This is a genomic window from Calothrix sp. CBUCES-K 9914, from assembly GCF_059640475.1.
Window position 1 is genome coordinate 26204 of sequence record NZ_JBXXZH010000023.1, and the last position, 23286, is coordinate 49489.

The window sequence follows — 23286 nt, forward strand, 5'->3', positions numbered from 1 at the left end:
ATGTTTGCTTTAAACTCGATGCTAGAGTATTCGCGGCTAGAAAGCAGATGTTGTGGCAAATTGAATATAGTCCATCAAATAAATGCTCGAACTGGCTAATTACATGGGAAGGTCAGTTATGAAAAGACTACGCTTTCTGCTGCTAGAAGATAATCCTGTTGATGTTAAGCTTGTACAGTTAGCTTTGAAGAAAGCTGGTATCGAAAACGATTTGATACTGGTTGATATGTATGCTGATTTTTTGGCAGTACTTGAAAGTGATTCTTTTGACCTAATACTGTCTGATTATTACTTACCTGATTTTGATGGACTTGAGGCTTTAAAGGTCGCGCGCGCGCGAGTACCAAACATACCCTTTATTGTTATTTCTGGGATGATAGGAGAAGAGACAGCAATAGAAGCAATCAAACTTGGTGCCACTGACTATATATTTAAACAGCGTTTAGGTCGATTAGTACCTTCGATTAATCGAGCATTAAACGAAGCGCAATCTTCGCGTGAACTTCAGCATACACAGCAAGAACGCGACCGTTTTTTTATGCTCTCGCTTGATTTATTGTGTGTTGCTGGACTCGACGGATATTTAAAGCGTGTAAATCCTGCTTTTGTAAATGCGTTAGGTTATGGCGAAGCGGAATTACTCGCTCAACCTTTCATTGAATTTGTACACGCTGATGACCGTGCGGACACAATTACTCAATATAACAGACTTATAGCTGGGGAATCTACACAAGTTATTGAGAATCGTTATCGCTGTCAAGATGGTTCTTATAAGTGGTTATCTTGGTGTGGAAACCCAATAATTGATGAAGGATTAATTTATTCTTCTGCCAGAGATATTACAGAGCGTAAGATTGCCGAGCAAGAGCGAGAGGAATTATTACAGCGAGAACAAACCGCGCGTATAGAAGCAGAAAGAGCTTCACGGGTCAAAGATGAATTTTTAGCTGTGATATCGCACGAACTACGCACACCCCTAAATCCAATTCTTGGTTGGATAAAACTGCTTAAAAGCGGAAGATGTGATACTGTTAGAACTAAACAAGCTCTTGATGTCATCGAACGTAACACTCAACTACAAACGCAATTAATCGAAGATTTACTTGATATATCATGCATTTTACAAGGTAAATTCAACCTGGAAAAGGCGCCTGTAAGTGTCAACGATGTCATGAAAGCAGCTATTGATACAGTGCAGTTAGCAGTCGATGCCAAATCAATAGACTTACAGCTTAATTTACCTGAGAGTACTATACAAATAATTGGCGATGCTACAAGATTACAGCAAGTAGTATGGAATTTATTGACGAATGCAGTAAGATTTACGCTGCATAAAGGAAGAATAGAAGTAAGTTTATATACATCTAAAGTTGAAAGTAACGGTGAAGAGACTCAGGAAGCTTGTATTATAGTTCGTGACACAGGAAAAGGAATTAATCCAGAATTTTTACCGTATGTGTTTGAATACTTTCGTCAAGAGGATAGTTCAACAACACGTAAATATGGTGGTCTGGGTTTAGGACTAGCAATTGCACGGCAAATTGTTGAACTGCATGGTGGGACACTTAGTGCTGAAAGTTTAGGAGAAGGGTTTGGCGCCACATTTATAGTTCAATTACCATTACAGCAACTTTCTACCGAAGAGACTTCTTTTGATTCGGCATCTTACGTTAATCCCGACTCAGTTTTATCTGGTTTGAATATTCTTGTTGTCGATGATGAAAAAGACTCGCTTGAATACCTCACCTTTACACTACAACAAAACGGCGCCAAAGTTACATCTACATCGATAGCATCGCAAGCGCTACAAGTATTATCACAGTCGAACTACGATTTATTAATAAGTGATATTGGAATGCCAGAAATAGACGGTTATGAGTTAATACGTCAACTTAAAGCACCGACATCTCAACAAAACACTCCACCAAAAGCAATTGCCTTAACTGCTTATGCAGCAGAAGAAGACCAACAGCAAGCGATTTCCGCTGGTTTTGAAATGCACCTATCTAAACCCATAGAGCCGGATATATTAATTGACGCAATAGTCAAGTTATATAATTGTAGACTTTAAGTAAAAAATGCACATTTAATCGAATCAAGAGGTATCAAAAATTATGGCTACCAAAAAGATTTTAATGCTTGTGGGTGATTTTGTTGAAGATTATGAAGTGATGGTTCCTTTCCAAGCTTTACAAATGGTAGGGCATACTGTGCATGCTGTTTGCCCGAACAAAAAAGCTGGTGAGAAAATACGTACTGCTGTACATGATTTTGAGGGAGATCAAACGTACAGCGAAAAACCTGGTCATAATTTTACCCTCAATGCTACTTTTGATGAAATCCAAGCTGCAAGTTATGATGCTTTGCTCATTCCTGGTGGACGGGCGCCTGAGTATATTCGCTTAAATAACAAAGTCATAGACATAACCCGTCATTTCGCTTATGCCAATAAACCTATCGCTGCAATTTGCCACGGCTTACAATTATTAGCAGCAGCAGACGTATTGAAAGGTAAAACTTGTACAGCATATCCTGCTTGTAGTCCAGATGTTAGAGGTGCAGGTGGTGAATACTTAGAAATTCCTGTAGACGAAGCTATCGTTGATGGAAATTTAGTGACGGCGCCTGCTTGGCCTGCTCATCCACGTTGGCTAGCCGAATTTTTACAGTTGCTCGGTACAAAGATTGAATAATATTCAGGACATAAGGCGGGCAGGGATGCCCACCCCACAAGAAATTAGTAAAGAAAATGATTATAAAAATACAGAATAAATATATTTACTTTGGTAACTTTTTGTGAAGATGCTAGTGGTAATACCCAATATGGTTTATTAAAAGTGTTTTTATTTTTTATTTTTAATTCTTAATTCTCCTTCATAGAGTAAAGCTATAGTGTATTTATCAATGAATAAGATGCGGTTGTGGTAAGTTTATTGCCGCCACCGTCTCTAATTAACGTGTTAATAACCTCCTTGTAAATGAATGACAGGCAAAAACGCGCCGTTAACTAATGCTTTTCTGCGGCTAGTGTCTGGCAATGGAATAACTGGTGAGTCAGAGTCTAACTATGCCTTACTCAAAAACCGAGAGGTGGTAATTGGACGCGACCCAGGTTGTCAAATTGTTTTGGATGCGATGAAATTTCGCATGGTCTCGCGGCGCCATGCGGTTGTTCGCTCAATGAGTTCCCCAGATGGTCAGTGTAGCTGGGTAATTTGTGATTTGAGCAGTGCTAACGGTACTTACCTAAACGGGCAACGTTTAGAGGGTTGTCAAGAATTACACACTGGCGACCGCTTTTCTTTAGCACAAGATGGCCCAATATTTCATTTTGAATATGAAGTTAGTACACATCCACAAACACTCATTAATGCTGGGCAAGCAACATCACTTACCCCTGCAAGTCGATACGAAGCACCCACACAAATAGATTCTGTCAGCTTTACACAGCTTTTTCCAATTATCTCAACCGGAAAGGACTTAACTAGCAAAGCTTTTTTAATCCCCGGAATCTTGACTGTAATATTTGTAGTATTAATGTTTGCGACGGTTGGCTCGCCGCAAGCAAATCAAGTTATTGTCGGCACTTATATTGCTGCTGCTGCGTATTTATTTGTTTATCGTTTGTGTGGTAAGCACAAACCTTGGTGGATATTACTTGCTTCTGCCTTGGCTTGTGCTGTGATTTTAAAAAGCCCTATTTTAGATTTGTTTATTTTTATATTCCGTGTTGTTCTGCCTGGAAATTTGCCTAGAGAAAATCAGGAAATTACACTTACTGAATTACTTGTGCGGATGTTTTTCGGCGCCGGCTTAATGGAGGAGTTGCTCAAAATTTTACCAGTTTTAGGTATCTTTATTGTTTCTAGAACACTTCCTACACCTTGGCGTGAAAGACTTGGGGTCTCAGAACCGCTTGATGGTATTCTGCTCGGAACTGCCTCGGCGGTAGGCTTTACCCTGTTGGAAACACTAGGTCAATATGTACCACAAATTACATTATCTGTTGCACAACAATCAGGTGTCCAAGCTGGACAGTTGGTTGGACTACAACTTCTGATTCCCCGAATTTTGGGATTAGTTGCAGGTCACATGGCTTACAGCGGCTACCTGGGCTATTTTATCGGTTTGGCTGTTCTCAAACCCAGCAAAGGATTACAAATTCTCGTCGTCGGCTACTTAACTGCAGCTGGACTTCATGCCTTGTGGAATGCTTCTGGAGCTATTAATCCGTTTTCACTCGTATTTGTAGGCGTTATTTCCTACGCATTCCTTATGGCTGCTATTCTAAAAGCGCGCGCGTTGTCTCCAAATCGTTCACAAAATTTTGCAACACGATTCCTAGAGCGTAAATAAAACAGCAGGTTGGGTGGAGTAACCCAACCCAACCTACATATTTCAATATTTTCTACCTTTTGATAGATGCTTGTTAAATAGCAAGAACCTATAGTTGTATTTAAGATGGCAAAGTAGTATTTAAAAATAATCTATCTAATCGCGTAATCGCGGCAACTGCGTACTATAAAATTGGTGCAAGATAATTGCCACGAAGTCACAATGCTGACTCTAAGTTAAAAGACTCTAAGTTAAGAGAAATATTCACCCTGCACCCGATACATTGTGTTTGAGCTTAAGAATTCTTCTTAAGTTGTTGCAATGCGTAGTAAGCAACCGCTACACTAACACGTGCTTGTTCGATTTCTGAAAGATTATTCCATCCAAGTTTACCAACCTTATTCAGTGCTGATTCTAAGCTGTTTCCTTCGCTCCGCATTGCGTAAGCATAAGGACGTGCTAACACTGATAAATCATCGGTGCCTAAAGCTGGTACTACAGAAGCAGCAATTTCGATTAATTGGTCGGCTATGGACATTTGCGAATTGAATAACTCGCTGGCTTTTTGAGCTATTTTTTCAATCCAATCATGAGGTATCCGCGATGAAATCGCTGTTTGTAAATTTTCTTGAAGCTTAGATATTAATGCTACATTTGTGTTACATTGAGATTGTTCGGTTGGAGTTGTAGACCACAAAGTATCAAGATAGTTGTAAAAAGATTCTTGATGAGCATCAAAAGAGGAGTCGAGAAGGTCATCAATGGCAAAATGCGCTTCACATTCATTAAAAAAATCTTCTGACTCAATTGAGCCTGGGTTCCAAGGATAAGTTGCATCGTCTGGTTCGAGCAGAGCTTCAAGCAACTCTAGATGTATTGGAGATGAGTAAAATTCTGAACTGTTTGCCGAACCGTTATTTGTATAGTTCATGTCTAGCCTTCCTTCATTTAATTGGTTTAACTAATTGGTTTAACTTGTCTGTACCATGAGCTACAGCAGCTTCTATAGCGTTTCCGCAAAAAGAATATGATTTATCTCATTTTTGCTTTGCTTTGAATACAAAATGTTTTGAACAATGTCTTTGAATACAATCTTAAGGCAGATAGGTAGGAGTTATGTTTAAACTAAAAATATAAAAATGTCAAGAGTATTTGATTTTTTATGACTGACTTTCTATCATAAACTCCCAAGTCTCACTACGGCTACTACCAAACTTTAATTGCATTCCTGATTCTAATGGTACTTCTTCGTGGTGAATTCGCTGCCATGCTCCAGACTGATAAATCAATGTACCTCCAGTTGATTCATCGCGTAGATAGTAATTATGCTCTAACTTAGTGTCAATAAAACTATCGCGGTAAATAATTTGAGCATGTTGTCTAGAAACTGATAAATCTGGAATTATAATGTTGTTGTCTGTGGTTCGACCGATACGGGTAACAGGAGTTGGAAGTAATTGCTTACTACCATCGGTAAGTAGTCGCAGCGAAGCAACAGGAAAAGACCTTCTTAATTCTGGTAAAGAAGTAGGCAGTTCAGTTATGCTTTCATCTAGACTGCGAAGTAATTGTCCATCGAACTCAGGATGTAAGTACAGAACAGGTAAAGTCCAACCAGGTTGGTTAAATTTGTATAGCGATAGTAATTTTTGACGCGCTTGAGCCACAGAAGCATCAATGGGTTGACGCGACCGCAATGCTTCCGAGAAAGCTTGAATGAAACTTAGACTTTCGCGATCAGCTATTTGGTCACGCATTCCTAATACTGCTGGTACTCCATGTCTAATTAATACTTCTGCCAAGCTGCTATAAGGTACTGGTTGATGATTTTCGCTGAATGGTTGGGCGCCCCAGCACGAGTTGAAAACAGCTAGTTTTACACCTGTTCGCGTTAATACCTGAGCTAATTCAATTCCGTTGAGTGTAGCTTTTGGGTGCAGGTTTAAGATACCACCATCTGGACCACGCAAACCATGACCAGCATAAAAAAGCACGTTGTATGCGCGTGTTTCTAAAGCAGCTATTAATTCGGATGGTGTTGGTTGGATGAGTTTAGTAACAATACAAGGCGCATAGCCGCGCTCCGGACTGCTAACAGGGCTACCTTGTGTGAGAGTTCGCTTTAAAAGTTCAGCCTCAGCTTCTAACTGAAGATTTTCGTCTTCTCCAAAAACAAGCAAGATATTCAAGCCCGCATCGCTACGTAAAACAGGCAACCTTTCAACATCGCTTGTCGTGCGACTAAATATGACATTTTGGCTTAGGGAAATTGCGGCTTGACCTGGACGCTGCATAATTTCCCAAGGAACTGAGACTAAATTGGGGTCACGTATTTCTAAACGTAGCTGTAGACTTTTTTCTTGTCCAGACGCAATTCCACGACTATGTTCTAAGCTACCCAAAATTGGCCCTTCAAAAACCCACTGCCATAAACTGTTACCAAAATACTGCATCAGGCGCCCAGCATAATTGGTGGGTTGTCCAGTTGCGGGAGCTGGCAACTCAAATGGTAAGGAGTTAGGTGTTTGGTTTAGTGTAACTGGGTCGGAGTTAGGAGATACATCAATGTTGCTGTGACCAGCGAACAATTGTTGCCATTCCTGCCATACTTGTGTCAGGTTGGGTGTCCAAACGCAATCGTGAAAAACGTGCCCACTGGGATAGGGAGCGCGCACCACCCAAATAGCGAAATTGTTGGTGCCAGCGTTAACTAGACGGGCTATCGCCAGGTTTAGGGATGGCATGGGTTTCAATGACTTTGGTTCTATGCTGGTTAATTTGAACAAACAAATAAATAGAAGGCTAACGCTTCTACCCTTTTATAGTTTTAACCGAATTCGCTATAAAAATATTTTACATTTGCGACCAGATACCTCAAGTTTAGCTGAAGAATGCAGTAAAAGTGTTTTCTCCAAGCAGCTTTTGAGTAGCTTAAAACAAAAAACATCCCCACTGAGAAAGAAGTTTCAGCTAATTTTATGAATCTGGACGGTCTGGAGATGAAGTTTTAGCGGGTGCTACCGAATTATCTTTGCGTGTTCCACACTGGGAGCTTTGATTATCGGGTTTAGAGTAGGAGCCAGGTTGGAGTTGAGTTTTCTCAATCAAAATTTTATCATTAGGCTTTATTGGTAGCTTTTGCGTTTCAATACCAGGCGCCTCCGGAGCTTTTGGAACGCTACAAACCAACACGTGTAAAAACTGGCTCGAAGTGCCTTGAGTAACTGGTGGTGGCTCTAATACCTCTAAAATTGTTTGCACTGGAATTAAATCATCTTTCTTTAATTCCGTACTTCGGCTAAACTTTATTGGTGACGTTATGCTGATTAGTGACCCGACAGGGGGCAAGTTTGGTTCTGGAACTGCCGTTGACTTAGATGTTGGTGTCACTGTAAATGGGGATTTTATGGATGACAATATAGATGGAAAAGCTTGTTTTAGAGCGAACCCGATTATACATCCTAATGCAATTACAGAAAAAAGCGCAATCAAATGTAAAGGTATCGGTTTTTTTACCTTCGCTGTATCAGGTATTACCTGAGTTCTTTGATTTGGGGAAAACTTGGTTGTAGCATTGGGTGTAGGGTAATTATCACTCTTTATGGGCAAATCAGCAATATTCGGCGCCTGTATTTTTCCTGGCTCAGAGAATTTGATTTGATAATGGACTAAAGCAACTGTAACGTTATCGTGTCCATTTTGTTTGTTGGCAATTTCGATTAAATTATTAACTGCTTCGCCAACATCAACACCGTCAGTCAAAATTGGTAATACAACCGTATCCCAATATTGTTCAACTCGATCAAAATCGCTTAACCCATCTGAACACAGCAAAAATACACAGTCTTCATCCAGCACAAACCGTTGAGCTGTTGGATGCAATGAATTACTATGTCCCATTCCCAGAGCTTGTACCAATGAACCGCTGGCGCCTTGCATAACAGCATCACGGTAAATAGCATAGCCTAGTCGCACTTCTCGCGATGCAACATCATCATCAAGCGTAACTTGGTAGCAACCTGTGCGGGTAATTAAATAAGCACGACTGTCACCAACATGGGTAATATACATTTCATAAGCGATAGGTAACGCCATTACTAACGTCGTTCCCATCCGCTGGCGCCCTTGTCTACCCTCACTGTCATTTCGCTGACTAATTTTATCGTTTGCTGCTGCTGCTGCCTTTTCCAAGTCAGTAAGCAAAACCGTCGAGTCGATACGGTCGCGCGGTACTGACGCAAACTGACTTACCTGCTGCTGAATTACCTCTATCGCGATATTTGAGGCTACATTACCCCCCTCGTGCCCACCTATACCATCGCAAACAATTGCGATAGCTGTAGGTGATGGTGGCTTACTGATAATACTTCCAGGCGATGGATAGCAGGCATCTTCGTTTCGCTGACGGCTTGGTCCTGTATCCGTATTTGTAACTATTTTTACTGAATACGGTGAAACATCCCCATTTGCTGACATTAATGAAATTAATCCTTGGTCTAAAACAGCAACTAGCTGCTCACCTGAACGAATTTCACCCGATATTAGTGAGTCACAAACAGTAGACAAAAATTCTTGAATTGCACGAGTGGTGTTTGGCAGTAAATTTACACGCCAAAAATCACCCAAGTTCGCAAGCGTTGGAGAAACTTCAGAGTCTAAGCGCAATTTTAATATTTTGATAAAAGAGCCTTCGGGACGCAGTAATAGTGGGTCAAGCAAGGTTGAAGCTACACCCTCACTTGCAAAAGGTTGCCAAATATGTGCGATTTGCCACAGCCAGTTGAGTTGTCGCATTGACGTTGCTTCACGCCATGCCGAGTCAAGGGATTGATGCAAATGCACTTCTAGAGGAGTTTCTACGAATAGCGGCGGCTTCTCTAACAATAAAATACTATGACTTTCATCACTATTACTACCGATAATTCCGTATACTTGGGGAACGTGTAATCGGTAGGGAAATAAACGTAGATAAGGTCTTAACTGAGCGAGCGATTCAATAGGCGCCTGTGGGACTAATCCGGGTTTGGTATCTAGAAGAACAAACTGGCTGATGATTAAATAGCGATCATCTAAGTAGGTGCCCACTTGTCCCAAATTTCCTTCTGTGACTGCCCATAGATAACGTCTTGGCAGAGGTGTTGAACACCGCTGACAATAATTGTGATTAAGCGGATTGGCTGCCTGACAAAGTTCGTTTGGGCATTGGAGCGTTGCCGCGTCTTGTTCCATAGTTTTCGCGTTTCACCGATCGGCTACCTTAGCAATTTTAATTAAAATAATAAGCAGCGACACTTGTTTGCCGCAACCAGTTCTTTTTTAGCTTTATTAATATACTCCTGCTTGACTTGTGCGCTCCATAAATCTTGTAATAAGTTTGGTTGGATACAAATACTTATCGCACAGTCACATATCAGGTTGTTTGAATCGCTTGCGGTGCGATGCTTGGTGGTCAGGTACGGCGCCACTCAGATATGACGCTAGTTACGAGGTATATTGTAAAGAGCGATGATTGAGACAAAGCGCACGGTTTGGGGTCATCTATATTGTGATTCATTGTGATTCGACGAAAGCCATAACTATCAATGTAATCTATGAAAGTACAGTAAAAATAGTGAAAGTATGTTTCTAGTTTATAAGAACACGACCAATAAGAAGCTTAATTTAAAACAAAAAATATAGTTCTTTACTTATAACTCGTATAGTTGGGGCTGTAACTAGCTAGTTCGCGCGCTTTAATGCTTTGTCTAACCTGATTTTTATAAATTCAGTGTTGTCAGCTTGTTTTGGTATTCGCCCGATACTATCGGCATAGTTATTATCGTTGATAACTAGTATCGTTTTTGCATCTAGCGGTAACACACTCTCAATCGTTACAAATGGAAATGTGAATACACCGTTTTTAGTCGCGTTCGTGCCAATACCCTTGGGGTCAGAGATATTCAGCAAATCTACTAATAATGCTTTTTCTACAAAACCAGCTTTACTGACTTTCTCAAAATTAATCTTGTAAAGATTCTTAAAGCCAGCAGGTGTCTTAAAAGCTGGATTGTTTGGGTCGCCTTGAAAGTTGTCGCGCTCAATCACAATATATTCATTATCATTAATCGCCGTCAATTCACCAATTGCGTGATCAGCGTTTTCGAGTTTATAGGCAAAAACTCTGCCCGTGTATTTTTTTGTTGCTAAATCAAACTCATGAATTAATAAACGATTTTTTTCGACATCATTTTTGAGTGTCCCTTCCAACATCGCGTATAGCTTTGTCTTACTAATGTTAAGCGCTAATCCTTCAAACCCTTTGGAACCACCCAGGTTAGCGAGTACACTTCGTTTGTCATCGGGTGACGAAGCAAAATCAGGGTTATCGGGGGATTTAACAAATTCATCAGTACCTATCCGCAAGAAATTTGGTAATGGTACAGGCGCCTCCAATAATTCTCCTGTTTGTCCGAAGTGTAGTAAAAATGGACCAAACTCATCTCCTACCCAAAAACTACCATCTGGCGCCCGACGGAAAGATTCTGTATCAAAGTCACCCCCTGTAAGTAAGCGATTAGTTTTAATGAAAGAAGAAACACTAATATTACTGTTTGGATAATTTACTTGTTCTGCGACGATAGGAAAATTAACTTGACGGTTACGGTCGTGGAGTTCAATAAAGCTTTGGCGACTAAACCGCGCGATTCGTTCTCCTGAAACAAAATCAACCGGATATACTTTACCTGTAGAAAAATCTGGTTCTACAGCATAGATACGAAGCACGTAATCTGGAGAATTTGCTTTCGACCCAAACCCGTTATCTGAGATTACAAAAAATGTGCCAACTTTCGGTCCCAACTCTACACAGGAAAAACCTTGTACTGGTTGGGCGGCTGAAAACGGTGTAGTTCGGTTAGTGTTTTTGAACTGCCCGCTTGTGTAACCTGGGGCAAATGTATCAGCAGGTAAAATTGCTCTTCCGACAAGTTTAGCCGCTTGAGCAGGACAGACAATGATCAGCGAGATGATTGTCGAAATAAGGAAACTCGCTATAATCCGCTTTCGCTTCATAATAAGAGTGCATAAGAGTGCTGAGTGTGGAGTGTGGAGTGTGGAGTGTTGAGTGTGGAGTGTTGAGTGCTAAGTTTTAATTTATAACTCCTAACTCCTAACTCCTAACTCTTAACTCTTAACTATACTCAGCACTCAGCACTCAGCACTTTCTACTTTTTATTTTGCTTCAACGCGCGGAAGTCCCATGCTGTAGTTTGCGACACGGGCATTGAGGTTGTAGCTAATTTCGCCTTTTTGTAAAAGCGAGCGAATCAAATGCTCCAAATCTGAGCCAATACGACGGAGATTATAATCGGTAAGGTCGGCGCCGCTTGATGCCTCGACATATTCATCAAATTTACGGTAAACCTGTTGTAGGGCATCCTCACTCCAGTTGAATTCGTTGTCAGGGTCAACGTCCAGTGTTAAAACTTGGCTGCTGGGAACTAATTCACCACCCTGGTCTAATTCCGCTGCAAAAATACGGATATGCCGGGTTGTTGACTTGAGCAGCATTGCGTTGTCGTCCATAGGAGGATGTCTTTGTAAGGGTTAATTTTACTCTTAATAATTGTAGACTCTACAATCCCCGACTATATACCTCATACCTCTACGGGAAATTGATACAAAGCATTTGTTCATAGCGTGAAAACTGGGGGATTGGAGACTTTTGCGTCCTCACTGCTGCCCAAAATCTTGCAATTTTAATAAAGGACGGGAACTATCGCTGTTCATAGGCGGTCGTTTGATGACAATATCAACTTGGGATAATCGTGTCTGCTGTTTATAAGCGCTTGACTCGGCTTGACTGGAAACGCCATATCACAAAAAAGTTTCGTTCATGTCGATACAGTTGTTTATTGCTAAAAATCCCCTAGTTTCTTTACCCAATCATTGACAATTTTTCCTGAGATGAACAAATCATACATTTAGTATTTTTACGTAGGAATCGTACAGTTGGCTTAGTTGTTGACTAATCGTAAAATTTATCGCGTTATTGCTTACGTATAAATACGCTTATTAATGTAACAACAAAAACTGTTGTTGACGTTAATATCAAGTTGATGTAAAAACCTTTAAAAAGCAGCAGCAAGTTCTTACAAAAACTTTATTGTATAGAATCGTAAAAATTGAATAATAGTTATGGTTTACCTAAATCGCATCTGGGGGCGCGGCTGGTAAAATTTACAAAAAAAATAAGCAAAGGAGCTATATGGGATACAAATTGCATTGACTAATAAGAATTCTTAATTCAAACTAGAGAAATTTAAAAAAGATATAGCTAACATATAGCTAATTGCAGCTTCTCCACCTTGACTGATACCAACAACCGAAGGAATCCTGAAAATTATGAACTCGAAAGCGTTACCACGCCAAATTAATAACGTCGAAGTCGGTGTATACGAGTGTGAAATCCATCTTAAGTTCCGTCTAGTTGAGGAAAAAAGTTTGTTTGGCGACCGTGACCAGCTATTACAGGTGCTTTTAGAAGCTTTGGTTGATGGTTCAGATGATTTTATCGAAACTTTACAAGCAGCGGTCAAAGCTCATGAAGTTAGCGAGTTGAAAGCTTCTCCGCAAATGCGCCGTCAATTAATGCGTTTACGTAACTCTACTGAATCTATTCAATAGCTTTTTACTAATTAAACGCGCGTAGGGCAAAGAATATACATGAAAGGTAATTTTTTTAGGTTTGCCTATTTTTACCTCTGTGTTCACTTCGACAGCAAGTTGGCTTATGTAATCTGAACGAAAACGTCTATCCCGATTCGATGTTGGCTACTCAAGGCTAAAATTGTTAGAAGGCACGTCACAAGTCGGCAGGAAAGCTACCTATGATTAACTTCGGTGGTATTTTTTAGGTATTTTCCCTTGTAAACAGTGCAGCAGCAAGCTTCATCTGATTGAGTTAAGCCTAGTGTTGTAGTCAAGCTAAGATTGAATCTTGATTGAGTTCGTCGTAGTAGTATTTGCAGTAGCCCTTACCCATTGCACTACACAAGATACTTGGGTGCCTACTATATTAGTTGTTCCTTGCTTACAAGCCAGGTCGAATTTTATAACTTTTAATTTCAGGGTAATTTCTCGCTTCTTAATAAATTTATGGAATGGGAGGCAATGGCGATAATGCTCTTGAGACAAGGGAAACTTTAGAAACTTCAGGAGCAGAAGAATCAACTTCCTTGATAGTCTTCTTCACAACCCCTCCAACTTTTTCAATTTTCCCTGTCCAAGAATAGCCTTTACTAACTCAACAACCCTTAAACATGCCTCTCCTACTTTGCTAAACCGTGTTCAAGGGCAAAACGTACTAACTCAGTGCGGCTATTTGTACCAGTTTTACTAAATAGACGACTAACGTATTTTTCGACGTTGCGAACGCTTGTTTCTAAACGACGAGCTATTTCTTTATTCATTAACCCTTCGGCAACCAGATTTAAAACGCTTTGTTCTCTAGGAGTCAAATCGATAGTAAACGGTGCTGGTGATTGCGCTATTGCATTTTTCTGCGTCAATAGCGCTTTAATTTGGGCAATTTGTTTTGCCAATTCAGCGATATCTGGCGTTTCTGCGTCATCACCTGATTGCGTGCTTGCTGTTCGTCGTATTAATAAATTTTCGACAATAGCTACCAACTCATCTGGGTCAAATGGTTTGGGTAAGTAAGCATCAACTCCTGCTTGATATCCTTGAATACGATCGCCTGTCATTCCTTTAGCTGTTAGAAATATTACAGGTAAAGATTTAAAACGGACATCTTCACGCACTTGCTTCAGAAATTGGTAACCATCCACCTGCGGCATCATAATGTCCGAGATGAGTAAATCTGGTGTATTTTGTTGCATCAAATCCCACCCTTCACGGGCGTTACTGGCAACTTGAACGCTGAAACCACTATCTTCTAAGTAATCCTTCACGGCTTCACGCAATCCTGGTTCATCATCTACCAGTAACAATTGTGCTGACATCGAATCATCCTTATCCATTACTTTCCTCCAATTTAGCGCGTAACTGTGGCGCCCGCGCACTATGAAGGTTTCATAATGTTTTTATTTATGTAGATTCACTACAACCAATCGATTTGAGTGGCATTTTCTGGCAGTTGAGCTGATACTTGTCCGTAATAGCGCGCTCTGGCTGTAAATAATCCGATTGGGGTACTGAACAAATCTACGACGTTACCTTTACCTGTTAAAGCTTTTAAACTAAACTTGGGAACTTCTTTAAACATCCAGCGTGCCAAACGGTACGCACATTCTCTAAGCGTTATTGTCCGCATTAAATCTACACCGTGCAATTCGTGCAGGTAGCGATTGGAACGTCCATAGCGGCGCCACTGCGAAGCAAGTTCATTTAAAGTTGCACGATGACGGTGTTGAACTATCGCTTTCGGAGCAAACTCTAATTTTCCATCTAATCTTCCAATATATTCTCGCTGAATCCGCCAGCAAATATCAGCATCACCCCCCGTTGTCAGATAGGGACGGAATAAACCGACCTTTTTAAAAGCAATGCTCCGAATCGCCAAATTAGCTGTTTGACCGTAAGGACAAAACTTATGGGCTAAGGTATGTTTCTGTGATAATGTTTCTTGAAGGTCGGCAAACCTTTCGAGCAGCGTTTTACCTGGTAGCGAGGTAACTTCACCCGCAACGATTACAATATCTGGGTTTACAAAAGGTTGTACTAATAGTTCTAACCATTGTGGTTGTGGACGACAGTCAGCGTCTGTAAACGCGATGATTTCACCAGTTGCCGTGCGAATTCCTGTGTTTCTAGCAGCGTAAGAGCTTTGAATTTGATTTTCACTTAAAGCACGAATTGTAATCGGGCTGTTTTCTGCTACTGAAAGTATACATTTTAAAGTATTGTCACTGCTATTATTGTCTACTAATAAGTATTCGACTTGTTCAGACGGATAAGTTTGTGCTAGCAGGCAAACAATTAGCTCGCGTAAATCAGCTTCACCATTATATATAGGCACAACCACAGAAACTTTGGGTAGAAAGATTTCTTGCTTTTCTTGCTTGGTTATGTCAGATGTATCACTCAAGTTATTACTCATAAAATAAGGACTTTGAATAATGAGATTTACTACTTACTGCTTACCTTTATAGTATTCCCAATTCAAAATCCCGAATCAACATTCATATAGTCCTGAGTGCTGAGTGATGAGTGCTGAGTGATGAGTGCTGAGTGCTGAGTGATGAGTGCTGAGTGCAAAGTATTAAGAAGTATACTCAGCACTCAGCACTTTCTACTCAGCACTCAGTTTTTACAGTTTCAAATCAACTGCGCGTCCGTTAACGGGTCGTTGTGAAGTTTGATTTGAGGTTGGAGAAGGTTTTGTAAAATTATTACTAGTCAAAACAGTTAGCGCACGTGCATACTGTGGGTCATTTGGTGTGCCTAATAAATCTGGGTTTGATGCCAGATAGCGCTGCTGTGACTCACTTAAGTCAAGCTTAACGTCTGGTGTAATTCCTTTGTGGTTAATATCAGTACCCTGTGGTGTATAGTAGTGAGCTATGGTAATTGCAACACCCGAACCATCTGCTAGTTCGTGTACTGACTGAACAAGAGCTTTACCAAAGCTTTGAGAACCAATTACCACCGCGCGCTTGTTATCTTTGAGCGCACCAGTTAATATTTCGCTGGCACTGGCTGAATTACCATCGATTAATACAGCAAGAGGTAAATTTGTCAACGCTGTTCGGTTAGCCTTAAAGGTTTCATCACTTACACCTTCACGGTCTACAGTGCGAACAATTGAACCACTATCCATCCACATACGCGCGATTTCGATACTCGCTTGTAACAAACCGCCAGGGTTGCCGCGTAAATCTAATACGTAACTATCGGCGCCTTTCGTATTTAAGTCGCGGATAGCTTTCCGCATTTGCTCACCAGCATGAGCGCTAAATTCACGTAAACGAATATAACCTACACGCTTATTACCTTCCTGTCGCAAAGCATAACGAACAGTTGGTACTTCAATACTAGCTCGTGTTAGCTTCATATCGAAGTCGTTTTTTCCTTCGCGGGAAATTTTCAAGGTAACTGGAGTTCCAGCTTTACCGCGAATTAACTTAGAGGCATCGTCAACTTTCATAGATGAAGTGAGTTTGCCATCAATCGCAACAATTTGATCCCCAGGCTTAATACCTGCTTTTAAAGCCGGCGAGTTTTCTATAGCTTCAACAACCGTTAAACGCTTGGTCTTAGTGTTGACCTCCATCCGGATACCAATCCCAGATACTTCGCCTGAAGTCTGACTAGTAAGGGCTTCGTATTGTTTCGGATCCATAAATCGGGTGTAAGGGTCACCCAACTTTTGTAAAGCTCCACGAATGGCAACATATGCTTCGTCGCGTGACGAGTAATTCTTACTCAACAAATCTTGGCGAATAGCCACCCAATTTTGTTGATTAAATTTGCCATCTACATATTCACGGTTTACTAGCTGCCATACTTGATCGACAATAGCTTTTGGACTATCTTGTAGTGCAGCGCGAACCGACCGACACCATGCTGGACCAAACACAGAGAGCATAGCTGTGGAGGCAATCGCTCCACCAATCAAAGCGACTTGCAGCGGCGAGTAACGTTTCGCAGATTGGTTCATGTATATTAGCTGGAATAATTGTGTTGTTGACAGTTTAGCAATTAGCTTTTGGGAGAAGCTTATAAGTCTTTATACTGTTTCAGCTTTCTTTAACCTGAAACTTTAATCGAAAATCTATACTCAAAAATCTATGTAGCTTTAAATACATTATCTCTCATCTATGGGAATTTCCTTTTTCGCAACTTGGAATCAAATAACACTCGAATGCCACGCATGAAGCACCCAATGTTTTTTTCTAAGATAGCACTTGAATCCTTAAATAGTGGGAATTTATCAAAAGTATGCTCCACAAAATTTGATGATAAATAATAGAACAAAAAGTTACATTGTTCCCATCAAGACAAAACGTAGACCTCGGTTGCCGAGGTGGCAATTTTTACGAAAGTTCACCAGGGGCTTGTGTTTTCTCCTTTGTATCTGGTTGCTTTTTAACACTATAACCTTAATTAATTCATCTTCCAAGCCAGTTAGTGCCACTTTTGTGCTTGGTGGAAGCATTGCCCGCGAAGAATATGCAGCATCTTTAGCGTCTCAAAACGCAAAAATTCCGGTTCTGATCTCGAAAGGTTCACAAGACCCGTGTATTTTGGAGATTTTTCGACGTAACCAAGCCATTTTGTCCAATATTTGGCTAGAGAAGTGTGCGGATTCAACGTTTGATAACTTTTTTTACAGCTTGCCTATTTTGGAGAGGTGGAAGGTTCGCAAAATTAAGTTAATTACCTCGCAGAGTCATTTGCCGCGCGCGAAATGGATGGCACAAATTATTTTTGGAGCGCATGGTATCTGGGTAGAGTTTGACGTTGTGCAAGAACAAGGTGTTCCCGGTAACAAAGAATCTTCCCTAAAAACCGCGTTGGATATCGCTCGCAGCTTTGCTTGGGGAGGTTTGAGCCATTTTACACACCCGCAGTGTGCAAATGTCATAAATCTTAAAGATGTAAATTTAGATGCTTGGCGCCTTATTGGTTATAGATGTGAACGACAAGTAGGAATTCAAGGTGTAAAGGAGGACAATTAAAAAAGCTCATACTGAGTTACAAAAAGTTTATAAACTTTACAACCATAGTATATCTAACTTAAGTAATTGAGAAAACATAGCAAAAGTCACGTTCCGGCCATTACTAAAGTCATGTTTTTTGTCCGGTCGTAAGATTCGTAAGATTCCCGACTTTTTTTAGAAGTCAGGAATCTGAACTAAAGTTCCTTAACAAGTTCTTGAATAAGCGTCACTAATCGCTCAAAGTCAATCGGTTTTGGAAGGTGAGAGTGAAATCCAGCGTCAATTGCTTGACAATAATTATTATCACCAGCATAGACAGTAAGGGCAATTGCAGGAATTTTACCACCTTGTGCCGCACTTCGAGAACGAAGCGTCCGCACTAGCATACAACCATCTATTTCTGGTATTCCGATATCACTGATCAAAATATCTGGTATACATTTATCTAACACTATTATTATATACCTAAAGAGCGATTTTTATTGTATTGAAGGTGATAACTTTTTACACAATCAAAAATCCAACCGAGATGCCATTGCGTTGACCGCAGAAAGAGGTACTTCATCAAAGTACGCGCGTTGAAACTGTTCTTCTTGAACTGCTGCTAAAAACTGTTTGACTGAAGATTGTGCTGATGCCAAACTTGATTTGTGTTGAGAATCTTCGATAAACATCAAATTACGGTCACGAAAAGTACTTTTTATTCCTAAATGTCGTAAAGCTTTCAATCCTAAATGTAATGGTTGGTCTCCAACACCAATTTTTTTTCGCATCTGGACACGTGTAACTGGTTGTTGAGTGCGCGCGAGATATTTAGCAAGTCCTGCGAGTTTGCACCAAATCTCTTCTGGTGATTCCTGAAGGGGTTTTGACCAAGCTAGCGCTAAAGGTTGGTTAAGATTATATGACTTCTTAATCCACGCGCGGATTTCATCCCAACTTGTAGGACAATCTTCTAGTAAGAGTGCTGAGTTCTGAGTGCTGAGTGCTGAGTTCTGAGTGCTGAGTGCTGAGTTCTGAGTGCTGAGTGCTGAGTTCTGAGTGCTGAGTGCTGAGTTCTGAGTGCTGAGTGCTGAGTTCTGAGTGCTGAGTGCTGAGTTCTGAGTGCTGAGTAAAGAATGGCGCCAGTCTAATATTGCATTTGTTATTTGAGTGTTTGGTAATGAATTCGTACTAGGACGGACTGCGATGAGACGAATTTCGTAGCGTTTTTTGAAGCTGTTATAGTCGAGTTCAACGATGCAGTCGCATTTACCTACTGGTAATTCTTCTTTATAATGTCCCCACCATATACCTGGAAATGGATTAACTGTGGAGTTATCGCGAATATCAAACTCGGTTTTTATATATTGTACTTTTTTGCCTTGTGCGTCTTGTTGATTGCGATGCCAAGCATTTTCAAACCAGCAATTTTGGATTAACAGTTTGGGAACTGGGTTGCCCATTCCGCATGGTTCTAGTAATTTAAACTCTAAAAATAATTCTTTACCCAAATCTGCCACTTTAACTGTAATGTCAGCTTGTACTGTTGGCGCCAATAATACAGTACCCATAGTTTGGCGCAGTTGCTGATTAATCGCTTCGGAAAATAAAGGAATATTTTCGATAGGTAAACTTAAACCTGCTGCAAATGGATGTCCACCAAATTTATGTAGCAGGTGTGCTTGCTCTAGTACGAGTTGATATAAATCTACCGAGTTCACCGAACGTGCAGAACCACGGGCAAGGTTGTTAGGAGAAGATTCCGTACTTAGTAAAATAGTCGGGCGCCCTGTTTCCTGTGCTACTTGTCCTGCTACTAGTCCTAATACCCCAACTGCCCACTGGGGGTCAGCGAGAACTATCACGTTTGTAGTTGATAAATCTAATTGGGAAAGCTTTTGATTGACTTGCTGCAAGATGTCTTTTTGTAGAGATTTACGACGTGCGTTTGCTAATTCAGTTTCTTCAGCAAGTTGACTAACACGATTTTGTTCTTGGCTTGTAAGTAATTCTACGCAAAATTTGGCATCACCTTGAATACGACTAACCGCATTAATGCGTGGTCCTAAACCGAAGGATATATCGGTTGGTCTATCACCACTTTTTTGACAAAGTTCTAATAATCTTCCCACACCAGGGCGCCGACGTAGTGCAGGTGGTTGTTGAAAATCGCTTTGTAAACGCTGAATTCCTCGCTGCGCTAAATAACGACAGTCACCGCTAAGTTGGACTAAATCAGCAATTAGTCCAACAGCTACTAAATCAATTAAATCTTCAAGTGGTTGCTGTGCAACATTTGGCAAAGCTGTATATAGTGCTTCGACTAATTTGTAAGCAACAGCAACTCCTGAAAGGTTATATAACGAATGTTCTTTAGGTAAATAACGCGGGTTAATTATTGCTGTAACAGCCGGACGTTCGGTAGGTAAAGTATGATGGTCTGTAACGATTACATCAATCCCAAACTTTTTAGCATAGGCAATTTCATCTAAATTAGTGCTGCCTGTATCGCAGGTAACGATAAGCTTGCATCCTTGTTTTACAAGCATATCAATGCCTTTTCGATTCAGCCCGTGAGATTCAGTAATCCGATTAGGTATGTAATAAATTAATTTAGTGTCTTGAGCAAAATATTGTCCCAAACCATCCCATAAAACTGCTGTAGAAGTAATACCATCTGCGTCAAAATCTCCCCATATTGCCACTTTCTCACGATTCGCGCGCGCTGCTTGTAAACGTGCTACCGCCAGTTGCATTTCTTGTCCAAATTCAAATGGACTAGCAGATTTATATGCTTTTGGGTTGATAAACGCTTCGAGTTGTTCAACTTCGCAAACTCCTCGCTGCCACAATAACCGTGCGGCAAATTCACCGCTGGAATTTGGAGTGTAGCATTTGACTGCTTGAAGAAACCACTGCGGTGGTTGTTCGGTCGAAATAAGATTCCACTGCGGTTGAGAAGACATTACAGCTCGTGTTATATCCAAAATTAAATTATCAAATTATGTGTGGAGAGGTTACATGTAACGTCTCTACATAATCTAATAATACTAATAATACAGACGTTCTGTAAATATTTGATTTCGTAATTTTAAGACCTTCTGCCACTACCGCGAGCAGGTACTTCATCATCATCTTTTGATTCTGATTTTAGTTTAATTCCGCTTGGTGTTTCTAGTTCGTTTTGTAGTGGATGTAGTCCCATCCACGCGCGCGCACGGATTGACACTTCTTCGTCGTTGTTAGCAATTTCAAGAAGTGGCGCCGTAATTTGTGGGATAATTTCGGGTTGAGTTTCACCAACAGCTTTCATAAGTGCCTCTAATCCAGTTACCGCTGCATAGCGTACTACCCATTCTGGGTCACGGCAAACCTGAATTAAAGTTTCTAGCACCTGTAGTTGAGCGGTTTTAGCTTGTTCTGGTGGCATTAAGTGCCAGTGAATTGTGCCCAAACCGCGCGCTGCTGCTCGACGTACACTTAACGCAAAGTCATTTTTTGCTGCATCAAGTAAAGTATTTAAACCTCTAGGGTCGCCAATTCCTGCTAGGGCACGTACAGCCCAAGCGCGCGCTCCATAATTATAATTATCAATTAACTGCAATAACGGTTCAACGGCTTTTTCGCCAACGCTGATCAATCCGTCAACTGCTGCGACTGCGGCGCCTGGGTTGTTGTATCCTAGTGCTGCAATCAATGTTGGTACACTTTCTTCTAATCCGGAGGAGGCTAAATTTTGTACAGCCTCAAGTAATTTTGCCGAAGAATCAGCTTCTTCGACTGCAAGAATCAGTTGTTGAGCATTATTATTTGTCATAGTTTTGTAGGGTGCGTGACGCTACTGAGAATTTTGAAACGAAGCTAGCATCTAGTAGCGTCACGCACCTTGCCTCATATATTTTTTGTTTGAATTTATAACTTCTGATTCCACAGCGGAGCAAGGTGCGTGACACCACTAGACCATTAGCTTCGTTGTAAGATTGTTTTAGCGTCACGCACCCTACCTCCATAACTCTTTAAAGTAAAGAGTCCATTAATTTCATGATCTTTATAGCACCTGCAGATAAAGTGGGGGTGAGGGGTGTTAACTCTTTTACATGAAATTCTAGTAATCCTTTGAGTGCAATTAACTTTAAGCTATTCTCTGCAAGGGTTTCAGCAATTGCTTCTGCGGCTCCTAAGTATCCTATTGCACCTAAATCAGCAAGTGCGGAGCGTCGCAGTTGAAGGTTGTCTCCTGCTAATGCTTTTACCAACCGCTCTCCATATGTTTCTTCTCCAGTTAGTTGGTACATTGCGCGCGCTGCGGAATATTGCACTCGTTCGGTTGGATGCTTAAGAAATAATTGAATTTGTGGTATCGAATCGATGGCGCCTAGAAAACCTAAAGCTTCTAATATCGCATCATATGGTTGACTTTGAGTTGATTCGATTCGTAACTGCTCACTACTTAATCCAGTAACTAATAAGTTATGTAACGCCTTGATTGCGCTTGCCGAACGCAACATTCCTAAAGATTCGGCGGCAGCTTCGCGCACGTAATAATCTGAACATTCCAAGCTTTGAATCAAAGCAGGTACGGCACGTTTATCACCTAACTTACCTAACGCGCGGGCAGCATTGCGTCGGAGAGGATAACCACCTTCGGGTGTTCTGTCCAACTCATCTTCAAGTGCTTGAATTAAAAGAGTAACAGCACGTGGTTCGTTAACCTTAAATCGACCCAACCACCAAGCAGCATAAAATCGCAAACCTGAGTCTGTACCTTCTAGATTTGCGATTGCAGTTTCGATTGTTAATGATTCACCACCGCCAGTACTTTCTGACGATGATAAAGGTTCAAAGTTGTCCTTGCTAAAATTCATTTTTAAAAGCGTTGGCGTTATCATCTGATTGTGCGCTTTGAGAATTCAAAGCCTCAATCTTTACTATTCTGCCACCCATACGGGTAATTCGCTGCATTTCTGAATTCATGCGGTTATAAGGAACCGTAATAAAAGTGCTGGCACTCGAACGAATCTGGTAATCTGTTTTATCGGTTTCCTCGTTTTGACGCAATCCTTCTACTTCGTAGCGGAAATAGCGAGCTGCTGATTCTTTGTTGGGTGCAATTTGTCCAAGCATATATTTTTAGTTGCTAATTGTGTTGATGTTGCTAATTATTATGTTAATTGTCAATAGCACGCAAACCTTAAACTTTGTCGATAGCACTCAAACCTCAAATTTTGTCATTCTGAGCGAAGCGAAGAATCTCAAATTATTTGGATGGAAATTTTTAGATGCTTCACTCCGTTCAGCATGACAATTG

18 protein-coding genes are annotated in these 23286 nt (G+C 40.8%); 5 read left to right on the top strand and 13 right to left on the bottom strand.

What is annotated here, in order from left to right:
- Positions 1-118: 118 nt before the first annotated feature.
- From AC2JBO_RS07505 to AC2JBO_RS07515, 3 genes are all read left to right on the top strand, one after another.
- Positions 119-2071, top strand: coding sequence for a hybrid sensor histidine kinase/response regulator (locus AC2JBO_RS07505; protein ID WP_496953007.1), 1953 nt, complete (start codon positions 119-121; stop codon positions 2069-2071).
- Positions 2072-2114: 43 nt separating this feature from the next.
- On the top strand, positions 2115-2693 hold the full coding sequence (locus tag AC2JBO_RS07510) for a DJ-1/PfpI family protein (RefSeq protein ID WP_496953008.1): 579 nt from the start codon (positions 2115-2117) through the stop codon (positions 2691-2693).
- A gap of 289 nt (positions 2694-2982) precedes the next feature.
- On the top strand, positions 2983-4356 hold the full coding sequence (locus AC2JBO_RS07515; RefSeq protein ID WP_496953009.1) for a PrsW family glutamic-type intramembrane protease: 1374 nt from the start codon (positions 2983-2985) through the stop codon (positions 4354-4356).
- A 274-nt stretch (positions 4357-4630) separates the two neighbouring features.
- On the opposite strand, the gene AC2JBO_RS07520 is transcribed toward AC2JBO_RS07515, so the two are convergent.
- The 5 genes from AC2JBO_RS07520 to AC2JBO_RS07540 all read right to left on the bottom strand — a co-directional run bounded on the left by AC2JBO_RS07520 (position 4631) and on the right by AC2JBO_RS07540 (position 11898).
- Positions 4631-5266, bottom strand: a complete 636-nt coding sequence (locus AC2JBO_RS07520; RefSeq protein ID WP_496953010.1) for a hypothetical protein — start codon at positions 5264-5266, stop codon at positions 4631-4633.
- Between the two features lie 229 nt (positions 5267-5495).
- A complete protein-coding gene (locus AC2JBO_RS07525; RefSeq protein WP_496953011.1) occupies positions 5496-7079 on the bottom strand; it encodes a CHAT domain-containing protein in 1584 nt (527 codons plus the stop codon).
- Positions 7080-7311: 232 nt separating this feature from the next.
- Complete coding sequence (locus AC2JBO_RS07530) at positions 7312-9564, bottom strand: protein phosphatase 2C domain-containing protein (RefSeq protein ID WP_496953012.1); 2253 nt, start codon at positions 9562-9564, stop codon at positions 7312-7314.
- Positions 9565-10053: 489 nt separating this feature from the next.
- Positions 10054-11385, bottom strand: coding sequence for an esterase-like activity of phytase family protein (locus tag AC2JBO_RS07535; protein ID WP_496953013.1), 1332 nt, complete (start codon positions 11383-11385; stop codon positions 10054-10056).
- A 159-nt stretch (positions 11386-11544) separates the two neighbouring features.
- Positions 11545-11898: an NAD(P)H-quinone oxidoreductase subunit M gene (locus tag AC2JBO_RS07540; RefSeq protein ID WP_496953014.1), complete on the bottom strand. Its 354-nt coding sequence runs from the start codon at positions 11896-11898 to the stop codon at positions 11545-11547.
- Between the two features lie 819 nt (positions 11899-12717).
- Between AC2JBO_RS07540 and AC2JBO_RS07545 the strand changes: the two genes are divergently transcribed.
- Positions 12718-12999 carry an Npun_R1517 family heterocyst differentiation transcriptional regulator gene (locus tag AC2JBO_RS07545; RefSeq protein ID WP_496953015.1) on the top strand — a complete coding sequence of 94 codons (282 nt, stop codon included), beginning with the start codon at positions 12718-12720 and terminating at the stop codon, positions 12997-12999.
- Positions 13000-13643: 644 nt separating this feature from the next.
- On the opposite strand, the gene AC2JBO_RS07550 is transcribed toward AC2JBO_RS07545, so the two are convergent.
- From AC2JBO_RS07550 to ctpB, 3 genes are all read right to left on the bottom strand, one after another.
- A complete protein-coding gene (locus AC2JBO_RS07550; RefSeq protein ID WP_496953042.1) occupies positions 13644-14336 on the bottom strand; it encodes a response regulator transcription factor in 693 nt (230 codons plus the stop codon).
- Between the two features lie 98 nt (positions 14337-14434).
- Complete coding sequence (locus AC2JBO_RS07555; RefSeq protein ID WP_496953016.1) at positions 14435-15433, bottom strand: glycosyltransferase family 2 protein; 999 nt, start codon at positions 15431-15433, stop codon at positions 14435-14437.
- A gap of 210 nt (positions 15434-15643) precedes the next feature.
- Complete coding sequence (gene ctpB, locus AC2JBO_RS07560) at positions 15644-16993, bottom strand: carboxyl-terminal processing protease CtpB (RefSeq protein WP_496953017.1); 1350 nt, start codon at positions 16991-16993, stop codon at positions 15644-15646.
- A 481-nt stretch (positions 16994-17474) separates the two neighbouring features.
- On the opposite strand from ctpB, the gene AC2JBO_RS07565 reads away from it, so the two are divergent.
- Entirely contained in the window at positions 17475-18014 is a 540-nt protein-coding gene (locus AC2JBO_RS07565) for a YdcF family protein (protein WP_496953018.1), read from the top strand.
- Between the two features lie 176 nt (positions 18015-18190).
- On the opposite strand, the gene AC2JBO_RS07570 is transcribed toward AC2JBO_RS07565, so the two are convergent.
- The 5 genes from AC2JBO_RS07570 to cpcD all read right to left on the bottom strand — a co-directional run bounded on the left by AC2JBO_RS07570 (position 18191) and on the right by cpcD (position 23102).
- Positions 18191-18448, bottom strand: a complete 258-nt coding sequence (locus AC2JBO_RS07570) for a response regulator (RefSeq protein ID WP_496953019.1) — start codon at positions 18446-18448, stop codon at positions 18191-18193.
- 60 nt (positions 18449-18508) lie between these two features.
- Positions 18509-20944 carry a single-stranded-DNA-specific exonuclease RecJ gene (gene recJ, locus AC2JBO_RS07575; protein WP_496953020.1) on the bottom strand — a complete coding sequence of 812 codons (2436 nt, stop codon included), beginning with the start codon at positions 20942-20944 and terminating at the stop codon, positions 18509-18511.
- 125 nt (positions 20945-21069) lie between these two features.
- Positions 21070-21795, bottom strand: coding sequence for a C-phycocyanin alpha-cysteine-84 phycocyanobilin lyase subunit CpcF (cpcF, locus tag AC2JBO_RS07580; protein WP_496953021.1), 726 nt, complete (start codon positions 21793-21795; stop codon positions 21070-21072).
- A gap of 199 nt (positions 21796-21994) precedes the next feature.
- Positions 21995-22843, bottom strand: a complete 849-nt coding sequence (gene cpcE / locus AC2JBO_RS07585; protein WP_496953022.1) for a C-phycocyanin alpha-cysteine-84 phycocyanobilin lyase subunit CpcE — start codon at positions 22841-22843, stop codon at positions 21995-21997.
- On the bottom strand, positions 22833-23102 hold the full coding sequence (gene cpcD / locus AC2JBO_RS07590; protein ID WP_496953023.1) for a rod-capping linker protein CpcD: 270 nt from the start codon (positions 23100-23102) through the stop codon (positions 22833-22835). The genes cpcE and cpcD overlap by 11 nt, the downstream gene beginning before the upstream one ends.
- Positions 23103-23286 lie beyond the last annotated feature (184 nt).

Excerpts from the sequence above, each read along its gene's own strand:
- AC2JBO_RS07525 (WP_496953011.1), bottom strand. The coding sequence starts at position 7,079 with ATGCCATCCCTAAACCTGGCGATAGCCCGTCTAGTTAACGCTGGCACC.
- AC2JBO_RS07530 (WP_496953012.1), bottom strand. The coding sequence starts at position 9,564 with ATGGAACAAGACGCGGCAACGCTCCAATGCCCAAACGAACTTTGTCAG.
- AC2JBO_RS07520 (WP_496953010.1), bottom strand. The coding sequence starts at position 5,266 with ATGAACTATACAAATAACGGTTCGGCAAACAGTTCAGAATTTTACTCA.
- AC2JBO_RS07545 (WP_496953015.1), top strand. The coding sequence starts at position 12,718 with ATGAACTCGAAAGCGTTACCACGCCAAATTAATAACGTCGAAGTCGGT.
- cpcF (WP_496953021.1), bottom strand. The coding sequence starts at position 21,795 with ATGACAAATAATAATGCTCAACAACTGATTCTTGCAGTCGAAGAAGCT.
- cpcE (WP_496953022.1), bottom strand. The coding sequence starts at position 22,843 with ATGAATTTTAGCAAGGACAACTTTGAACCTTTATCATCGTCAGAAAGT.
- AC2JBO_RS07515 (WP_496953009.1), top strand. The coding sequence starts at position 2,983 with ATGACAGGCAAAAACGCGCCGTTAACTAATGCTTTTCTGCGGCTAGTG.
- AC2JBO_RS07505 (WP_496953007.1), top strand. The coding sequence starts at position 119 with ATGAAAAGACTACGCTTTCTGCTGCTAGAAGATAATCCTGTTGATGTT.
- recJ (WP_496953020.1), bottom strand. The coding sequence starts at position 20,944 with ATGTCTTCTCAACCGCAGTGGAATCTTATTTCGACCGAACAACCACCG.
- AC2JBO_RS07555 (WP_496953016.1), bottom strand. The coding sequence starts at position 15,433 with ATGAGTAATAACTTGAGTGATACATCTGACATAACCAAGCAAGAAAAG.
- ctpB (WP_496953017.1), bottom strand. The coding sequence starts at position 16,993 with ATGAACCAATCTGCGAAACGTTACTCGCCGCTGCAAGTCGCTTTGATT.
- cpcD (WP_496953023.1), bottom strand. The coding sequence starts at position 23,102 with ATGCTTGGACAAATTGCACCCAACAAAGAATCAGCAGCTCGCTATTTC.
- AC2JBO_RS07550 (WP_496953042.1), bottom strand. The coding sequence starts at position 14,336 with ATGTCAGCACAATTGTTACTGGTAGATGATGAACCAGGATTGCGTGAA.
- AC2JBO_RS07510 (WP_496953008.1), top strand. The coding sequence starts at position 2,115 with ATGGCTACCAAAAAGATTTTAATGCTTGTGGGTGATTTTGTTGAAGAT.
- AC2JBO_RS07535 (WP_496953013.1), bottom strand. The coding sequence starts at position 11,385 with ATGAAGCGAAAGCGGATTATAGCGAGTTTCCTTATTTCGACAATCATC.
- AC2JBO_RS07540 (WP_496953014.1), bottom strand. The coding sequence starts at position 11,898 with ATGGACGACAACGCAATGCTGCTCAAGTCAACAACCCGGCATATCCGT.